Annotated in this window: 17 protein-coding genes and 1 pseudogene; 16 read left to right on the top strand and 2 right to left on the bottom strand. The window is 34.2% G+C overall.

All coding sequences use genetic code 11. The features are described 5' to 3' along the window. The 9 genes and pseudogenes from ACPYKA_RS12020 to ACPYKA_RS11980 all read left to right on the top strand — a co-directional run. Positions 1-797: pseudogene (locus ACPYKA_RS12020) on the top strand (glutamate synthase); the annotation flags it as partial. A 56-nt stretch (positions 798-853) separates the two neighbouring features. Further along, positions 854-1,051 (top strand): hypothetical protein, encoded by a 198-nt coding sequence (locus tag ACPYKA_RS12015; RefSeq protein ID WP_479542506.1) that lies wholly within the window; start codon positions 854-856, stop codon positions 1,049-1,051. Positions 1,052-1,143: 92 nt separating this feature from the next. Beyond that, positions 1,144-1,488, top strand: a complete 345-nt coding sequence (locus ACPYKA_RS12010) for an ArsR/SmtB family transcription factor (protein ID WP_479542505.1) — start codon at positions 1,144-1,146, stop codon at positions 1,486-1,488. A gap of 16 nt (positions 1,489-1,504) precedes the next feature. After that, positions 1,505-2,803, top strand: a complete 1,299-nt coding sequence (locus ACPYKA_RS12005) for an arsenic transporter (RefSeq protein ID WP_479542504.1) — start codon at positions 1,505-1,507, stop codon at positions 2,801-2,803. A gap of 14 nt (positions 2,804-2,817) precedes the next feature. After that, positions 2,818-3,237, top strand: coding sequence for an arsenate reductase (thioredoxin) (arsC, locus tag ACPYKA_RS12000; protein WP_040980465.1), 420 nt, complete (start codon positions 2,818-2,820; stop codon positions 3,235-3,237). A 41-nt stretch (positions 3,238-3,278) separates the two neighbouring features. Continuing rightward, entirely contained in the window at positions 3,279-3,641 is a 363-nt protein-coding gene (gene arsD / locus ACPYKA_RS11995; RefSeq protein WP_040980467.1) for an arsenite efflux transporter metallochaperone ArsD, read from the top strand. A gap of 18 nt (positions 3,642-3,659) precedes the next feature. Then, the gene (gene arsA / locus ACPYKA_RS11990; RefSeq protein ID WP_269411384.1) at positions 3,660-5,429 is read left to right on the top strand and encodes an arsenical pump-driving ATPase; all 1,770 of its coding nucleotides are present in this window, start codon (positions 3,660-3,662) and stop codon (positions 5,427-5,429) included. 52 nt (positions 5,430-5,481) lie between these two features. Continuing rightward, positions 5,482-5,757, top strand: coding sequence for an iron-sulfur cluster assembly accessory protein (locus ACPYKA_RS11985; RefSeq protein WP_269411385.1), 276 nt, complete (start codon positions 5,482-5,484; stop codon positions 5,755-5,757). A 204-nt stretch (positions 5,758-5,961) separates the two neighbouring features. Continuing rightward, positions 5,962-6,219, top strand: a complete 258-nt coding sequence (locus ACPYKA_RS11980) for a hypothetical protein (RefSeq protein ID WP_269411386.1) — start codon at positions 5,962-5,964, stop codon at positions 6,217-6,219. Between the two features lie 261 nt (positions 6,220-6,480). Here ACPYKA_RS11980 and ACPYKA_RS11975 read toward each other — a convergent pair whose 3' ends face one another. Together ACPYKA_RS11975 and ACPYKA_RS11970 are read right to left on the bottom strand one after the other, a co-directional pair. Further along, a complete protein-coding gene (locus tag ACPYKA_RS11975; protein WP_269411387.1) occupies positions 6,481-7,899 on the bottom strand; it encodes a sensor histidine kinase in 1,419 nt (472 codons plus the stop codon). Further along, on the bottom strand, positions 7,896-8,618 hold the full coding sequence (locus tag ACPYKA_RS11970; protein WP_269412465.1) for a response regulator transcription factor: 723 nt from the start codon (positions 8,616-8,618) through the stop codon (positions 7,896-7,898). Before ACPYKA_RS11970 ends, ACPYKA_RS11975 begins: the two co-directional genes overlap by 4 nt. A gap of 160 nt (positions 8,619-8,778) precedes the next feature. Here ACPYKA_RS11970 and ACPYKA_RS11965 point away from each other — a divergent pair, with 160 nt between their 5' ends. From ACPYKA_RS11965 to ACPYKA_RS11935, 7 genes are all read left to right on the top strand, one after another. Beyond that, positions 8,779-9,690: an ABC transporter ATP-binding protein gene (locus tag ACPYKA_RS11965; RefSeq protein WP_212925851.1), complete on the top strand. Its 912-nt coding sequence runs from the start codon at positions 8,779-8,781 to the stop codon at positions 9,688-9,690. Then, positions 9,687-10,445, top strand: a complete 759-nt coding sequence (locus ACPYKA_RS11960) for an ABC transporter permease (RefSeq protein WP_269411388.1) — start codon at positions 9,687-9,689, stop codon at positions 10,443-10,445. Before ACPYKA_RS11965 ends, ACPYKA_RS11960 begins: the two co-directional genes overlap by 4 nt. 17 nt (positions 10,446-10,462) lie before the next feature. Then, positions 10,463-11,044 carry an ABC transporter permease gene (locus ACPYKA_RS11955; RefSeq protein WP_479542503.1) on the top strand — a complete coding sequence of 194 codons (582 nt, stop codon included), beginning with the start codon at positions 10,463-10,465 and terminating at the stop codon, positions 11,042-11,044. Between the two features lie 564 nt (positions 11,045-11,608). Beyond that, entirely contained in the window at positions 11,609-12,040 is a 432-nt protein-coding gene (locus tag ACPYKA_RS11950) for an RNA polymerase sigma factor (protein ID WP_269411390.1), read from the top strand. Beyond that, complete coding sequence (locus ACPYKA_RS11945) at positions 12,033-12,260, top strand: helix-turn-helix domain-containing protein (RefSeq protein WP_269411391.1); 228 nt, start codon at positions 12,033-12,035, stop codon at positions 12,258-12,260. The genes ACPYKA_RS11950 and ACPYKA_RS11945 overlap by 8 nt, the downstream gene beginning before the upstream one ends. 404 nt (positions 12,261-12,664) lie before the next feature. Further along, positions 12,665-12,871, top strand: coding sequence for a DUF3173 domain-containing protein (locus ACPYKA_RS11940; RefSeq protein ID WP_269411392.1), 207 nt, complete (start codon positions 12,665-12,667; stop codon positions 12,869-12,871). After that, on the top strand, positions 12,864-14,090 hold the full coding sequence (locus tag ACPYKA_RS11935) for a tyrosine-type recombinase/integrase (RefSeq protein ID WP_269411393.1): 1,227 nt from the start codon (positions 12,864-12,866) through the stop codon (positions 14,088-14,090). The genes ACPYKA_RS11940 and ACPYKA_RS11935 overlap by 8 nt, the downstream gene beginning before the upstream one ends. Positions 14,091-14,477 lie beyond the last annotated feature (387 nt).

Raw genomic sequence — 14,477 nt, 5'->3', positions numbered from 1 at the left:
ATCCTGCAAATTCAAACGGAATATGGTTAAAAGAAGAAAAAGATATAAAAAATCAAATTTTTTACGGCATTCCAGATATTCTTGGAGACATTAAAGACCGTTATCTAAACAAGCGTGTTGCTGTTGTTGGCAGCGGTCACTCTGCTATTAATTCGTTATTAGAATTAGCAAAATTAAAAGAAGAACATCCTACAACAAAAATTATATGGATTTTAAGAAAAAATAGCGTAAAAGAGGCATTTGGAGGAGAAGAACTGGATGCACTTGAGGCAAGAGGAGCGTTAGGAAGTCATATACACAACTTAGTAGATGCAAATATATTTGAAGTAATTACTCCTTTTAGAATTCAACGTATACACGAAAAAGAAGGCAAAATAGAGCTGATAGGAGAATCACAAGGAGGGTTAAAAGCTATTTCAGATATAGATGAAATGGTTGTCAATACAGGCAATCGTCCAGATTTCTCAAATTTAAGTGAGATCAGAACCAGTATTGATACAGCAACAGAAAGTGTTAAAGATCTTGCACCTTTAATTGATCCAAATATCCACAGTTGCGGAACAGTACGCTCGCATGGAGAAAAAGAATTGCGACAACCTGAAAAAGATTTTTATATCGTGGGAGCAAAAAGTTATGGTCGGGCACCAACATTTCTAATGGCAACTGGTCATGAACAGGTTCGATCCATTGTAGCTTATTTATCAGGTGATTATGAAGCCTCTAAGAAAGTAGAATTGGAATTACCTGAAACAGGTGTATGTAGTACGAATTTAAATGCTGCCAATTCGTGTTGCTGAAATTTAAAAATCAAAGGGAAGGTATCATTTACTTTCCCTTTTTGGAGGTGAACAGGATGATTATTAACAAAGGCGGAGATTTAAGCAAAGAATACTTTATGGCATATTTTTCGTTGCTTATGAACAGCAGACAATGTACTTTAGAAAAAGCTAAAGAAATTACGTTTGATCGCCTATTTCGTAACGATGAAAATACGTTTGGAAGCATTTCTTTTCAACATTTTATGGAAGCCTATGAGGAATTAAAAGAATAGGAAATAAAGTTTGCACTAAATTTTTTTATTTGAATATATAAGTGTATCGTTATATACTTATATTGTTGTTTTATAAAAAGGGGGGAAAACAAATGCTGCAAACTACAATCGAATTGGAGAAAGCTGCCAGTATTTTAAAATTACTTGGCGATAAAACAAGACTGACAATGCTGAAATTAATTGATGAACAAACGTGTTGTGTTTGTGAGTTTGTTGAAATATTTCAGTCCAGTCAACCATCCATTAGCCAACATTTACGCAAACTGAAAGATTTGGGGCTAGTGAAGGAAGAAAGAAAAGGACAATGGATATTTTATTCGGTCAATAGTAAGAGCGAGTATTATTCATTTATCAAACCGATTTTGTATCAATTACCAGATCAAGATGATAAATTAAAAGAACTAGAAGAGAAAGGTACACGAATTTCTTGTTGTTAGGTTTGGAGGTCTTATTTTGTCAGCAACACTTATACTCGCTATCTTAATATTTGTTTTAACGCTAGTCCTAGTCATTTGGCAACCGAAGAATTTAAACATTGGCTGGTCTGCCATCGGAGGAGCTGTAATTGCTTTACTCGTAGGAGTAGTGGGATTTAGTGATGTACTTGAAGTAATTGATATTACATGGAATGCAACGTTATCATTCGTCGCAATCATCTTAATTTCATTAGTATTAGATGAGATTGGATTATTTGAATGGGCAGCATTACATATGGCAAGGATAGCAAAAGGGCATGGAATCAAAATGTTTGTATATATCAGCATTTTGGGTGCGATTGTCGCAGCTTTATTTGCGAATGATGGTGCAGCACTTATTTTAACACCGATTGTACTTGCAATGGTACGTCATTTGAATTTTAAAGAAAAAATGATTTTTCCATTTATTATGGCAAGTGGGTTTATCGCTGATACAACATCCCTGCCGTTTATTGTTAGTAATTTAGTTAATATCGTTTCAGCTGATTTCTTTGGGATTGGATTTGTCGAATATGCTTCACGAATGATTATTCCAAACTTATTTTCTCTGGTAGCAACGATTTCGGTGTTATTACTTTATTTCAGAAAAAACATACCTAAAAATTATGATGTATCGAAATTGAGAACACCAAGTGAAGCGATTAAGGACTTAAAAATGTTTCGTCTATCATGGTTTGTACTTGGTTTATTAGTAATTGGATACTTTACGAGCGAATTCATCAACGTACCTGTTTCGATTATTGCTGGAATCATTGCGTTTTTCTTTATCATCATGGCAAGACGCAGTGCTGCTGTTAATACAAAAGAAGTGATTAAAGGAGCACCATGGAATATTGTATTCTTCTCCATTGGAATGTACGTGGTGGTCTATGGATTAGGTAATGCCGGATTGACATCTGCATTGGCAGGTATAATTCAAACAGTAGCTGACCAGGGTTTATTTGTTGCAACAGTTGGAATGGGATTTATTGCAGCCTTTCTATCATCCATCATGAATAATATGCCTACCGTAATGATTGATGCATTAGCCATTGCGGAAACAAATACATCTGGTGTGCTGCGAGAAGCACTGATTTATGCGAATATAGTCGGCTCAGATTTAGGTCCCAAAATCACACCAATCGGTTCTTTAGCAACGTTAGTATGGCTGTATGTATTATCGCAAAAAGGCGTTAAGATTTCATGGGGGACTTATTTTAAAACAGGTATTATTTTAACTCTTCCTATCTTATTAATTACATTAGTAGGACTATATTTAACACTGATTCTATTTTAAAAAGGAGAATGATTATGTCTAAAAAAACAATTTATTTCTTATGTACTGGAAATTCTTGCAGAAGCCAGATGGCTGAAGGTTGGGCGAAGAAACATCTTGGAGATGTATGGGAAGTGAAAAGTGCAGGCATTGAGGCACATGGTTTAAATCCAAATGCAGTAAAGGCAATGCAAGAGGTTGATATTGATATTTCTAACCAAACATCCGATATTATTGACCCGGAAATCTTAAACAATGCAGACTTTGTAGTAACTTTATGCGGAGACGCTGCGGATAAATGTCCAATGACGCCGCCACAAGTGAAACGTGACCATTGGGGGTTTGACGATCCAGCCAAAGCTCAAGGGAATGAAGAGGAAAAATGGATGGTATTCCAAAACGTTCGTGACCAAATAGGAGAAAGAATCAAACGTTTTGCGGAAACAGGAGAATAATGTATGCAAATGTTTATTTCATATGAAACGGAGGGTTTTAGATGAAAAAAGTTGAGATATTTGACCCGGCAATGTGCTGTTCGACAGGTGTATGTGGTCCATCAGTTGACCCAGAGTTAACCAGAGTAGCGTCTGCGGTATATTCTTTAGAAAATAAAGGATTTGATGTGAAACGGTATCAATTAACGAATGATCCTGATAAATTTGCTCAAACACAAACAGTGAATCGTGTATTACATGAAAAAGGTCCGGATGCATTGCCTGTTGTTTTAGTAGATGAACAGGTTGCGAAGGTTGGAACCTATCCAACAAATGAAGAACTTGCTGATTGGCTGGGTGTAGAAGCTGAAGAGCTTACTGAAAAACCGAAAGTCCGACTTTCATTAAATCTAAAAAAACAATGAAAAGAAAGAAGTGAAAATATGTTTCCATCTTTCAAACCTCAAGATGTTGTGCAGACACAATTTTTATTTTTAACTGGAAAAGGTGGAGTTGGTAAAACGTCAACTGCATGTGCAACAGCCGTAGAATTAGCGGGTAACGGAAAAAAAGTTTTACTAATCAGCACCGATCCAGCATCTAATTTACAAGATGTATTTGGGATTGACTTAATAAATTCTCCGAAAGCAGTTCCTTCGGTAGAAAATTTATATGCCAGTAATTTAGATCCTGAGATATCAGCAACTGCTTATCGTGAAAAAGTAGTTGGTCCATATCGTGGGGTGTTACCTGATTCCGTTGTAGTAACAATGGAAGAACAATTATCAGGAGCTTGTACAGTCGAGATTGCTGCATTTGATGAATTTACAACGTTGCTTACAAACACAGAAATTACAAACGAATATGACCATATTATTTTTGATACAGCACCAACTGGTCACACATTACGTCTGTTACAACTGCCAACAGCTTGGAACGGATTCTTAGAAGAAAGTACGCATGGTGCTTCTTGTTTGGGTCCTTTATCTGGACTTGGGGATAAGAAGAATTTATATTCCAATACCGTTGAGGTTCTTTCAGATTCAACTAAAGCAACACTTATATTAGTAACAAGACCTGATACTTCATCTTTAATGGAGGCAGACCGAGCGTCCAAAGAACTTAAAGAGATTGGTATAAAAAATCAAACACTTATTGTTAATGGTCTTCTTCAAAATTACATGAAGGGTGATGAAGTATCAACAGCTTTTTATCAAAGGCAAAGAGATGCTTTAAATCAGATGCCAGTTAATTTAAAACAAACCGTAAGTTATTCGTTACCATTTGTTTCCTATTCTTTAACAGGAATTGAGAATTTACGATATTTATTTAAAGAACACGTCATTCCAGTATCAGAGGAAAATCAGGAGAATAAAATAGGAGAACTCCCCAATCTAAATAATGTAATAAGTGATTTCTCATCAAGTAATATCAGGATCATTTTTACGATGGGTAAAGGAGGGGTAGGGAAAACTACGGTTGCCTCTGCTATTGCCGTTGGTTTGGTTGAAAAAGGACATCGTGTTCACTTAACAACAACCGACCCTGCGGCTCATTTGCAACACCAATTCCAAAACTACGAATTAAATCAGAATCTAACAATTAGTAGTATTAATCCTAAAGATGAAGTAGAAAAATATAAAACAGAAGTATTAGCTAATGCTGGTGAGGATTTAGATGAAGAAGGTCTGGCTTATTTACAAGAGGATTTAAATTCACCATGTACTGAGGAAATTGCAGTCTTTCGTGCATTTGCTGAAGTAGTAGCTCAATCGGAGAATGAAATTATTGTCATTGATACAGCTCCTACAGGGCATACTTTGCTTCTATTAGATGCAGCACAGTCGTATAGTAAAGAAATAGCTAGGTCTACTGGTGAAGTGCCAGAAAGTGTAACCAAACTACTTCCTAAAATTCGAAACCCAAAGGAAACTTCTGTTGTAATTACAACTTTAGCGGAAGCTACCCCTGTATTAGAAGCGTCAAGATTACAAGATGATTTAAGACGTGCGAATATCAATCCCAAATGGTGGGTAATTAATCAAAGTTTATTTGCCACTGATACAATTGATCCTATTTTAAAAGGCAAAGCTGCCTCAGAAAGTGAATGGATTCATGAAGTTAATCAAAATTTAACTGATAGGTGTGCCATTATTCCTTGGCTTAGTGAAGAAAAAGTAGGCTATGAGAAGCTAAAAGATTACACCAAGTAGCACTATGAAAATTATTTTAAAAGTTTAATAAAAGGATAGGAGTGGAACTTTAATGAAGATTACTGATGCTGCCAAGCAATTGTTGGAAAATGTATTAACAGAGAATAATGTGGAGGGCATACGCCTGTCTTCAGTAGTTGGTTGCTGCGGACCACAATTTGCATTATCTTTAGATACACCTCAATCAAATGATAAGATGGAAACGATCAATGGAATACAAGTAGCCATTGATGCACAGATTACTGGAACAGAGGAACTAACATTAGATAAAGAGGAAAGTCAAAATGGCGAAGGACTGGTATTGTTAGGTGCAAGTAACTGCTGTTAAAAATTAAAAAGAATAGTTGATTAGATAAAACGCCTATCAAAATTCGTGAAGAATTCTGATAGGCGTTTTGGTTTTAATTGCAATACAATTTTTGAGGAGAATACAAAACTAATCTGAGATGTTTGCTGAATAAATAGATTTTTATGGAATTTGTGAATTTAATTAAGAAAAATTAAAAATAGTAAACAAATAATAACCAAAGTATTGATAACAGAAGATGCTAAAACTTTTTTTGCAAGTGTAGAGGCTGTTAAAAGAAACCAATATCCTTTAAGAGCTAGGATTGCAGTGGTTTCAAAGCCGGATAACCACGGTGGTTTAGTACTAGCTTCATCTCCTCTAGTAATTCAAGCTAATGTTGTGCGAAACGGAAATTATTATAGAGATTTACAATTTAAAGTATCTGGTTATGTTGAAAATCAAGTATGCTTATATTTTTTAAAGGAGGGGGCAATTAACTAGTTGTAGCATAGAAGAAATAAGAAATGTGCTAGTGATGAATTTGCTTGATTGGTACGATAAAAGGAAATAACATACCGTTTTCTTATTTGGTAATCTCAATGGCAGCAAAGAATGATACATAAATGAAGCATAATTTATCATAAGCCTATTTTATTCTCTTATAGTACGGAGCACGTATTCTCTCTAAATAACAATAAGCTTGAATACGTGCTGTTTTAATATTTTTGTTATTTATTTTCTTTTTCAATTTAATCTTAACGGTTATTCTTTTAGTCTACGTGGTAATATAATGTGAAATTGAGTTCCTATATTCATTTTACTTTTTACTACTATGTTTCCTTGATGTGCTAAAATAATTTGCTTTGCAATTGCCATGCCTAAACCAATTCCAGAATTATCAGAAGAAGAATCTGTTCCACGGAAATACTGATCAAATAATTGACTAACGGTTTCTTGATTCATTCCAATACCATCATCTTGTATGGTAATATGAATTTTTTCTGCTTCTTCATATAGTATGATTTTGATTTTAGTTTTTGGCGGATTATGCTTGATACAATTTGCAATTAAATTTTCGAAGGCTCTTTTTAAATATTTTGTATCTATATCAGATAGTATTTGCTCCTTACTCGTTTCTAAAGAAAATATTTGACTACTTGCTTTAGGAAGTTTCTTCATTTGTTCTAGAATATCTTTTATAAAGTGCTTTAGGTTTATTTCTTCAAATTTTATGGGGATAGCACCATTTTTTAATTGAAAGGTTAAACTAAAGTCTTCAATCAATTGCTCCATATACGCAACTCGTTCTTCCATTGTTTCTGCAAAGCGACGTACTTCCTCTTTTCTCAAATTGTATTCGCCTGAAGCTATAAGCATTGTATAACCTTTGATAGTAGATAATGGAGTTTTTAAATCATGGGATACCCCTGCCATCCACTCTTCTCTTGTCTTTTCTAATCGTTCTCTTTCTACTTGACTCTTTTTTAAATTAGATGTGAGGTTAGACAGTGCCATTATTAGTTCTTTATAAACTTTGTGTTTTCCTCTATTTTGCTTATGATTTTTTGAATGTAACTTTAAATAGTTAGAGGGTTCTTCATAATTTCCCTTTGATAAATTTTCAATCCACTCCATCACGAATAATAAGGGATCTCCTAGTTGTTTTCCGAAATATATAGCAATAATAATACCAATTACAATGATAGAAACAATCCACAAATTATTTGCCCAATAAAAAAATGGATTATTATTTGTTATTGGCTTTCCTGTTACCCATGTTACTTCTTGGCCATTAATAGTTTCAAACCAAGTTGATAACTGATAACTATTATTTGCTGGATAAATATAATCAGAAACTAATTCTCCAGGACTGTAATGTACTTGAATTTCTCTTGGTTTATTAAATGAAAAAAATTCGTTCCCATTTTCATCTAATACCTGTAGCCATATATCATTGTCTTGTAAGTCCTCTTTTACGGAATTATGAATGTCAATTTCTTGATTTTGAATTACCGTATTATTTGCTATAGCTTCAATTGATAATCTTGATGTCTCTGTTTGATCGTGCCTAAGAAAAAAACTAAAAAGAATAATACTTACTCCAATTAATAGACCCCAAATAACGATTAACCAGAAGAGTCGTGATACGAAATAAAACGCTACTCTATTTTTTAGTTTCATGATGATTCCTTTGTTGTTGTATCCAATTCAAAAATATATCCTAGTCCTCTAACAGTTTTAATCAATAGGGGGTTACTTGGGTTCTCTTCCAATTTCTCACGCAAACGATGAACATGAACCATTACTGTGTTATCGCCTCCATAATACTCACCCCATACATCACGATAAATTTGATGTTTGCTTAAAACTTGATTAGGGTGTTCACAAAAGTACAGTAATAATTTCAGTTCTAAAAGGGGACATTCTACTTGTCTTCCTTTAACTGTTAACTTTCCTTTATTTGAATCTATTTTAAAAAAGCCGTAATCATATACTGCTTTCGTTAATTGGTTTGATTCTAATTGGTTGGAACGTTTTAATTGAGCTTTTACTCGTGCAACAACTTCTAGAGGATTAAAAGGTTTCGTAATATAATCGTCTCCACCAATACTAAATCCTTGCAGTTTGTCTAAATCCGTTGATTTAGCCGTCAGAAATAAAACAGGAACAGATGTGTATGAACGAAGTTGGCTGCAAAGAGTGAATCCATCCGTATCAGGCAACATAACATCCAATAGAAGAATATCCGGATTATTTTTAGTTGTTTGAAACTTCGCTTCCTCTCCTGTGCTTGCTTTAAAAATATGTTGAAAACCTTCTTTTTCAAAGACTGTTGTTAACAAATCTAGAATGTAGGGATCATCATCAATAATCAGAATGGAATAGTCTTCTGTTTTAATTTGCAAAATTTTTGTCCTCCTTTTTCATTGTTCTATTATTTTACACGACAATTAATGGCTTTGTAAAAGACTACACGCTTGTTAAGGAGATGTTAAGAAAGAGTTATGTTAGCGTTTAGGAAATTTCGATTATGATATTAGTAAGAGAGGTGAGGAAAGAATGAATGATCAAATTATTGTCACTGATAATCTAACAAAAAAGTTTAAGAAAAATATTTCTGTGGACGGAATAAACATGAGTATTGAGCGTGGTCAAATCTATGGTTTTTTAGGCCCGAATGGTGCTGGAAAAACGACAACTATACGAATGCTATTAGGGTTAATTAAGCCAACAAAAGGTAATATTAAAATTTTTAATCAAAATCTTAATAAAAACCGCATTCAAATATTACAGCGAATTGGTTCTTTGGTAGAGTCACCAACTTATTATGGTAATTTAACGGGGCGTGAAAATCTAGAAGCAGTTCGTCGATTGCGTAATATACCTGAAAAACGAGTGCATGAAGTCCTGGAAATTGTCCGGTTAACCAAAGTAGCAAATCGATTAACAAAAGAGTATTCTCTTGGAATGAAACAGCGACTTGGTATTGCTTCCGCATTACTCAGTGAGCCAGATTTATTAATTTTAGATGAGCCAACTAATGGTTTGGACCCGTCTGGAATACAAGAAATACGTGAACTAATTAAACAATTACCTGAATCTGGAATGAGCGTTCTTGTATCTAGTCACCTATTAAGCGAAATAGATCAAATGGCAACTGAGGTAGGGATTATCAATAACGGTAAAATGATTTTTCAAGATTCCATTGATCGCTTAAGGCATAAACGTAAGCCAATATTAAAAGTTGGTGTCAGCGATGGTAGAGAATCACATTCTATATTAAAAGGAAAAGGAATAAGTTCGCAATGGAAAAATGATTATTTATGGTTGGAAGAAACAAAACCTGAATTTGTATCTGAAATCAATGCAACTCTTGTCCAATCAGGGATATCGGTTTATCGTCTGGAAGAAGTTACAAAGTCACTGGAAGATATCTTTTTAGAATTAACAGGTACTGAGGGTAGCCTATGAAACATTTACTAAAGGCCGATAAAATTAAATTGAAACGTTCCTCATTGCCAATTATTGTTTTATTGGTTCCATTTCTTATCTTAGCTTATGAACTAGTAAATCTCACTTATCGAGGAGATTTTGTAGCAAAGCAGGCTGAAATGTTCCAAGCTGATTCAATGTGGACCTATTTATTGTATGATAACAGTTTATTATTCGGACTGGGCTTTCCTTTAGCTGTAACACTTGCAGCATCTGTTATAGCAAATGTTGAACATCAAGCAAATGGATGGAAACAGACGTTGTCGCTACCAATATCAAGAGTAAGAGTTTATTTAAGTAAGTTTAGTTGGCTTTTTATTAGCCTTTTCTTTTCAACCACTATTTTTATGCTCGGTATGTTTTTGCTAGGAAATATGTTGGGGTTTGAAGGGAACACTCCTTGGAAGCTTTTGATTGGAGATAGTTATAGTATGTTGGTAGTTATTTTACCAATCATGTCAGTACAGTTTTGGTTATCCATGACAATAAAAAATCAGGCTTTTTCAATACTGATTGGGGCAATTTCATCTATGATGGGTCTTTTTCTAGCAGCTGCACAAACGACTAGATGGTTCCCCTTAGCTTACCCTAGTCAAGCATCGACAGTTATTTTGCAATATGAAGGTTTAGGCTATAACCAGGATCTTTCAGCCTATCTTGTTATCAGTTTCTGTTTAGGTATTATCTTATTGGTTCTCGGATCATTTCAATTTGCAAAACGAGAAGTCAAATAAGAACTGGAGGGGTTATGTTGAAGGATATTTTATATGTTGAGCGATTAAAATTAAAAAGATCTAAAATGTGGCTAATTTATATTATTGGTCCATTATTAGGAGTATTTCTAGCTTATATCAACTTTTTTAAGAATTATGATTTATTTATGAATCCAGGGGATAATGCTTGGATTGAGGCATGGACACAAGTTGCATTATTTATGGGGCCGTTTGTATTACCTATATTGGTTGGGGTATATGCCGCTCTTATTTGCAGAAGTGAACATGTTGGAGGTGGGTGGAAACAACTATTAGCATTACCAATTAGTCATTCAAATATATTTTTTGGGAAATTTTTAACTATTATCAGAATGATTGTCATTACCATGCTTATCCTAATGATATTATTTATTAGTTTTGGATATTTAATCGGGATGGATGGAAATTTACCGGTTTTTACATTATTGGGATATATGATTAGAGGTATATTGGCATGTCTGCCCTTGGTGGTTTTACAATTGATTGTATCAATCCGTTCTAAAACCTTTGGTATTCCACTTGCAGTTACGATTGTTTTTACATTACCAGCGATTTTTTTACATTACCAGCGATTATTGTAGCAAGCACACCATTAGGTCAATTTTACCCATGGACGCAGCCAATGTTAGCAATGTCTCCGGAAGACGAGTCACCCATTCAATCATACCTTTTATTCTATAGTTTATTGATAGTGACCTTTTCAATCTTACTTGGTTATGGGTTAAGGAATTTTGCTAAAAGAGATACAATTTAATATTTTATCATAAGAGAAACAGTTATGAAACTTACGTGAAGGGGTATTAATAATCCTTAAGGATAAGATTTTAAGAATAATTCATATATGAGGTTATTTTGAATTGGTTACTTTTATTTTATTTTGTTCAAAATATTTAAAAGAAAATTTTAAAAATTAAATTATCAATAAGAATGAAAAAAAACAGCGGTTTGATTTAATATGCCGCTGTTTTTTATTTGTTGAATTTCCGTATTTCTATCTAATTTTTTTATATTTCCTAAATTTAGATCAAACAATTCTTAGAGTTTTTGGTCTTTTTTTTCTATTTTGTCTGCAAAATGCACTTTCCAATCGTGTTAGTTGTGCGGAATGGCAATGAACCTTGTCTGACAGAAGGGAGGTGATAAAAATGGTAACAAACGAACCTGTGCCACAAAGCGTAATCCGACGTCAATTTGATTCATTTTGTAAAACGGTTTTGAGAAATGCTGCAAGAGATATTTATCGTGAAATCAACAGGCAGAATAAAACCTTGATTATCTTATCTGCTTTAAGTCAAGATAAACTCAATCAACTTAGCATGTATGAAACCTATGAAACTGATGTCCATTATTTTTTCTTAAATGGATATGCCGTCAAAGTAAAAGATTTTTTGATTGCGAATGCTATTCAATCTTTACCAGAACGTAATCAACTTATTGTATTGTGCTTCTTTTTCTTAGAAATGAGTGATACTGAAATTGCCAACGAATTAGGAATAGCCAGGGCGACCGTTTATTACCACAAGAAGAAGGCGTTAGAAAAGATTAAAAACTATTTAAAGGAGCATGAAGATGAGTGAATCTACCTTACTTCCTTATTCAGTTATCTCAATGGCAGTACTGGGTGATACAGAAGCAATGGGACAAGTTTTAAAACATTATGAAGGTTACATTGTTACGTTAGTTCAACACGAAATAGTAGAAGAAAATGGAGAGACTGCTCATATAGTAGACGATGAATGGAAACAAAGGTTAGAACTTAAGCTGATTACTGCCGTAACCAAATTTAAGTTACATTAATCTCACAATCATGCAAAACGTTTTTGAATCTGGTTGATCTTTTACAAAGAAAGTACGGAAAGATAATACCGTGCATTATAAACCAAAATCAGATACGTTCTTCTGATGACGAGCTACTTGATTCTTGCGCCATGACTTTCTAAAGAAACGAGCGTTAACCAATGAATCTAAGGTAATTGTGGTAAATTACTGGCGATGACGCATCAGTTAGGATAATGATACTCCCTTACCATCATGGTTCGAGCGTTCAAAGCGTCGCAAGCTATGAGTAGGGCTGGAAGAAATACTTGCAGGGGTGAAATTCCCGTGGAGCTGTACCAACAGCCGTCTGATTTTTAAGTAAATTAGAAAACAGTCATTTCTAGTATGTATTCTTCTGTTAATGAAAAGGGAGGTATATATTAATGAAGGAACTGATTACAAAAGATGATTTAATTCAGCTTGGATATCCCAAATATACTTCGATACGAATTATTAGACAAGCCAAGCAAATCATGGTAAAACAAGGGTATCCATTTTATAATAATAAACGATTAGGCTGTGTACCCAAAATGACCGTTGAATCGATTCTAGGATGTGAACTAGAATCGGAGGAAAACAGTCATGGCTAAAACAAAATATACAGGTGTATATGTAGATTCATCAGGGCAATTTTATTATGAGACTGAACTCGGTACAGACCGTATTACTGGTAAACGTCTTCGAAAGAAAGGGCGAAAAAATCAGCAAGGTCAGAAATTTACTTCTGCTAAAGCGGCATATAAAGAATTAGTACGGGTAAAAAATGAGTACCTGAAATACAATGGATATAGTAACTACCATATGACGTATGGTCAATTTATGGATACTGTTTATATCCCCGCTTATGAAACGGAAGTGGAAGAAAGTACTTTTATCGCACGAAAAGGAATATTAGAAAACATCAAAGATCGTTTTGGGAACATCGAACTGAGATCCATTAGTATTGAAGATGTCCAACGATACCGTACATGGTTATTATCCAATGACGGTGCGGGTTTTTCTCAAGCATATGCCAGTTTAATATTTGGTATATTTCGTAGAAGTTTAGATATGGCGGTTGAGATGCAATATTTAGAGGTTAATATTTCTAAAAAGGTGAAAGCCATCCCAAAAGGGAAGTCGAACATCCCATACTGGACGAAAACAGAGTTTGAGAAAGTCATTTCTAAGATTTATGTAGATAATTTTTATGAACATTTGTGTTTTGTGATGTTATGGACATATTTCATGACTGGGATACGTGTAAATGAAGGAACAGCTTTATGGTGGGAAGACGTAGATTTTAAAAATAAACGATTAAGAATCCATCATTCCTTGTATATTAAGAATAAAACCACTTGGACACGTAAAAATTATACAAAAACAGCCGATGGTAAACGCATTATCTCTTTAGATGATGATACCATCCAAATTTTAAAAGAGTGGAAAGCACGACAAGCAAAGATTGGTATTCATGATTTCGTTTTTAGTTACGATGGAATGCCAATGCTTAAATCAACCATTTCAAGAATTATTGGCCGGTTTGCCAAACTGGCGAATGTCCATCGAGTTCAAGCAAAAGGTTTAAGACATTCGCATGCGTCGTATTTAATTAATGAATTTAATGTCTCTGTTTTAATATTATCAAAACGCTTGGGTCATTCGAGTCCAGAGATTACATTAAAGCATTATTCGCACATGTGGTCAGGCGTGGATGAACTCATTGCCGAAGAAATGGCAGGGAATATTACCATTCAAACAGCACAAAAATCAGGTGTATCATTTATCGGCAATCAAGCCATAAGTAATAAGAAAGTAATTAGTGGATAATCACTAAAATACCAAAGTTCCGCCAGAATCCCCGCCAAAAAGATTTTTAAGTACGATAAACGTTGATATAACAACGTTCTGAAGAGGCCTGCAATCTTGGAGTGGGAATAAGAGGCTAACTTGATTTGGTGAGAGAACGCTGATTTAACAGCATTTATCTTGAGCCAAAATGGACAAAATAAGGTAAAAAAGATATAGTTCCCTACCAAAAACCCTACCAAGAAAAAATTTTGGTAGGGAATTTTTTTTATCGTTGAATTTTGGTAGGGAATAAACTAGCTAACTTGATTTGAAGAGAGAACGCCTTATTTGCCAGTGTTTATCTTAGCCTTAAACGTACAAAAAAATGGATAATGATATGGTTCCCTATCAAAAATTCTACCATCT

This window comes from Pseudogracilibacillus amylolyticus (SeqCode) (assembly GCF_051918545.1).
Classification (GTDB): Bacteria; Bacillota; Bacilli; order Bacillales; family Amphibacillaceae; genus Pseudogracilibacillus.
Note: the sequence above shows the minus strand (reverse complement) of the source record. Positions and strands in the feature narration are given on the sequence as shown.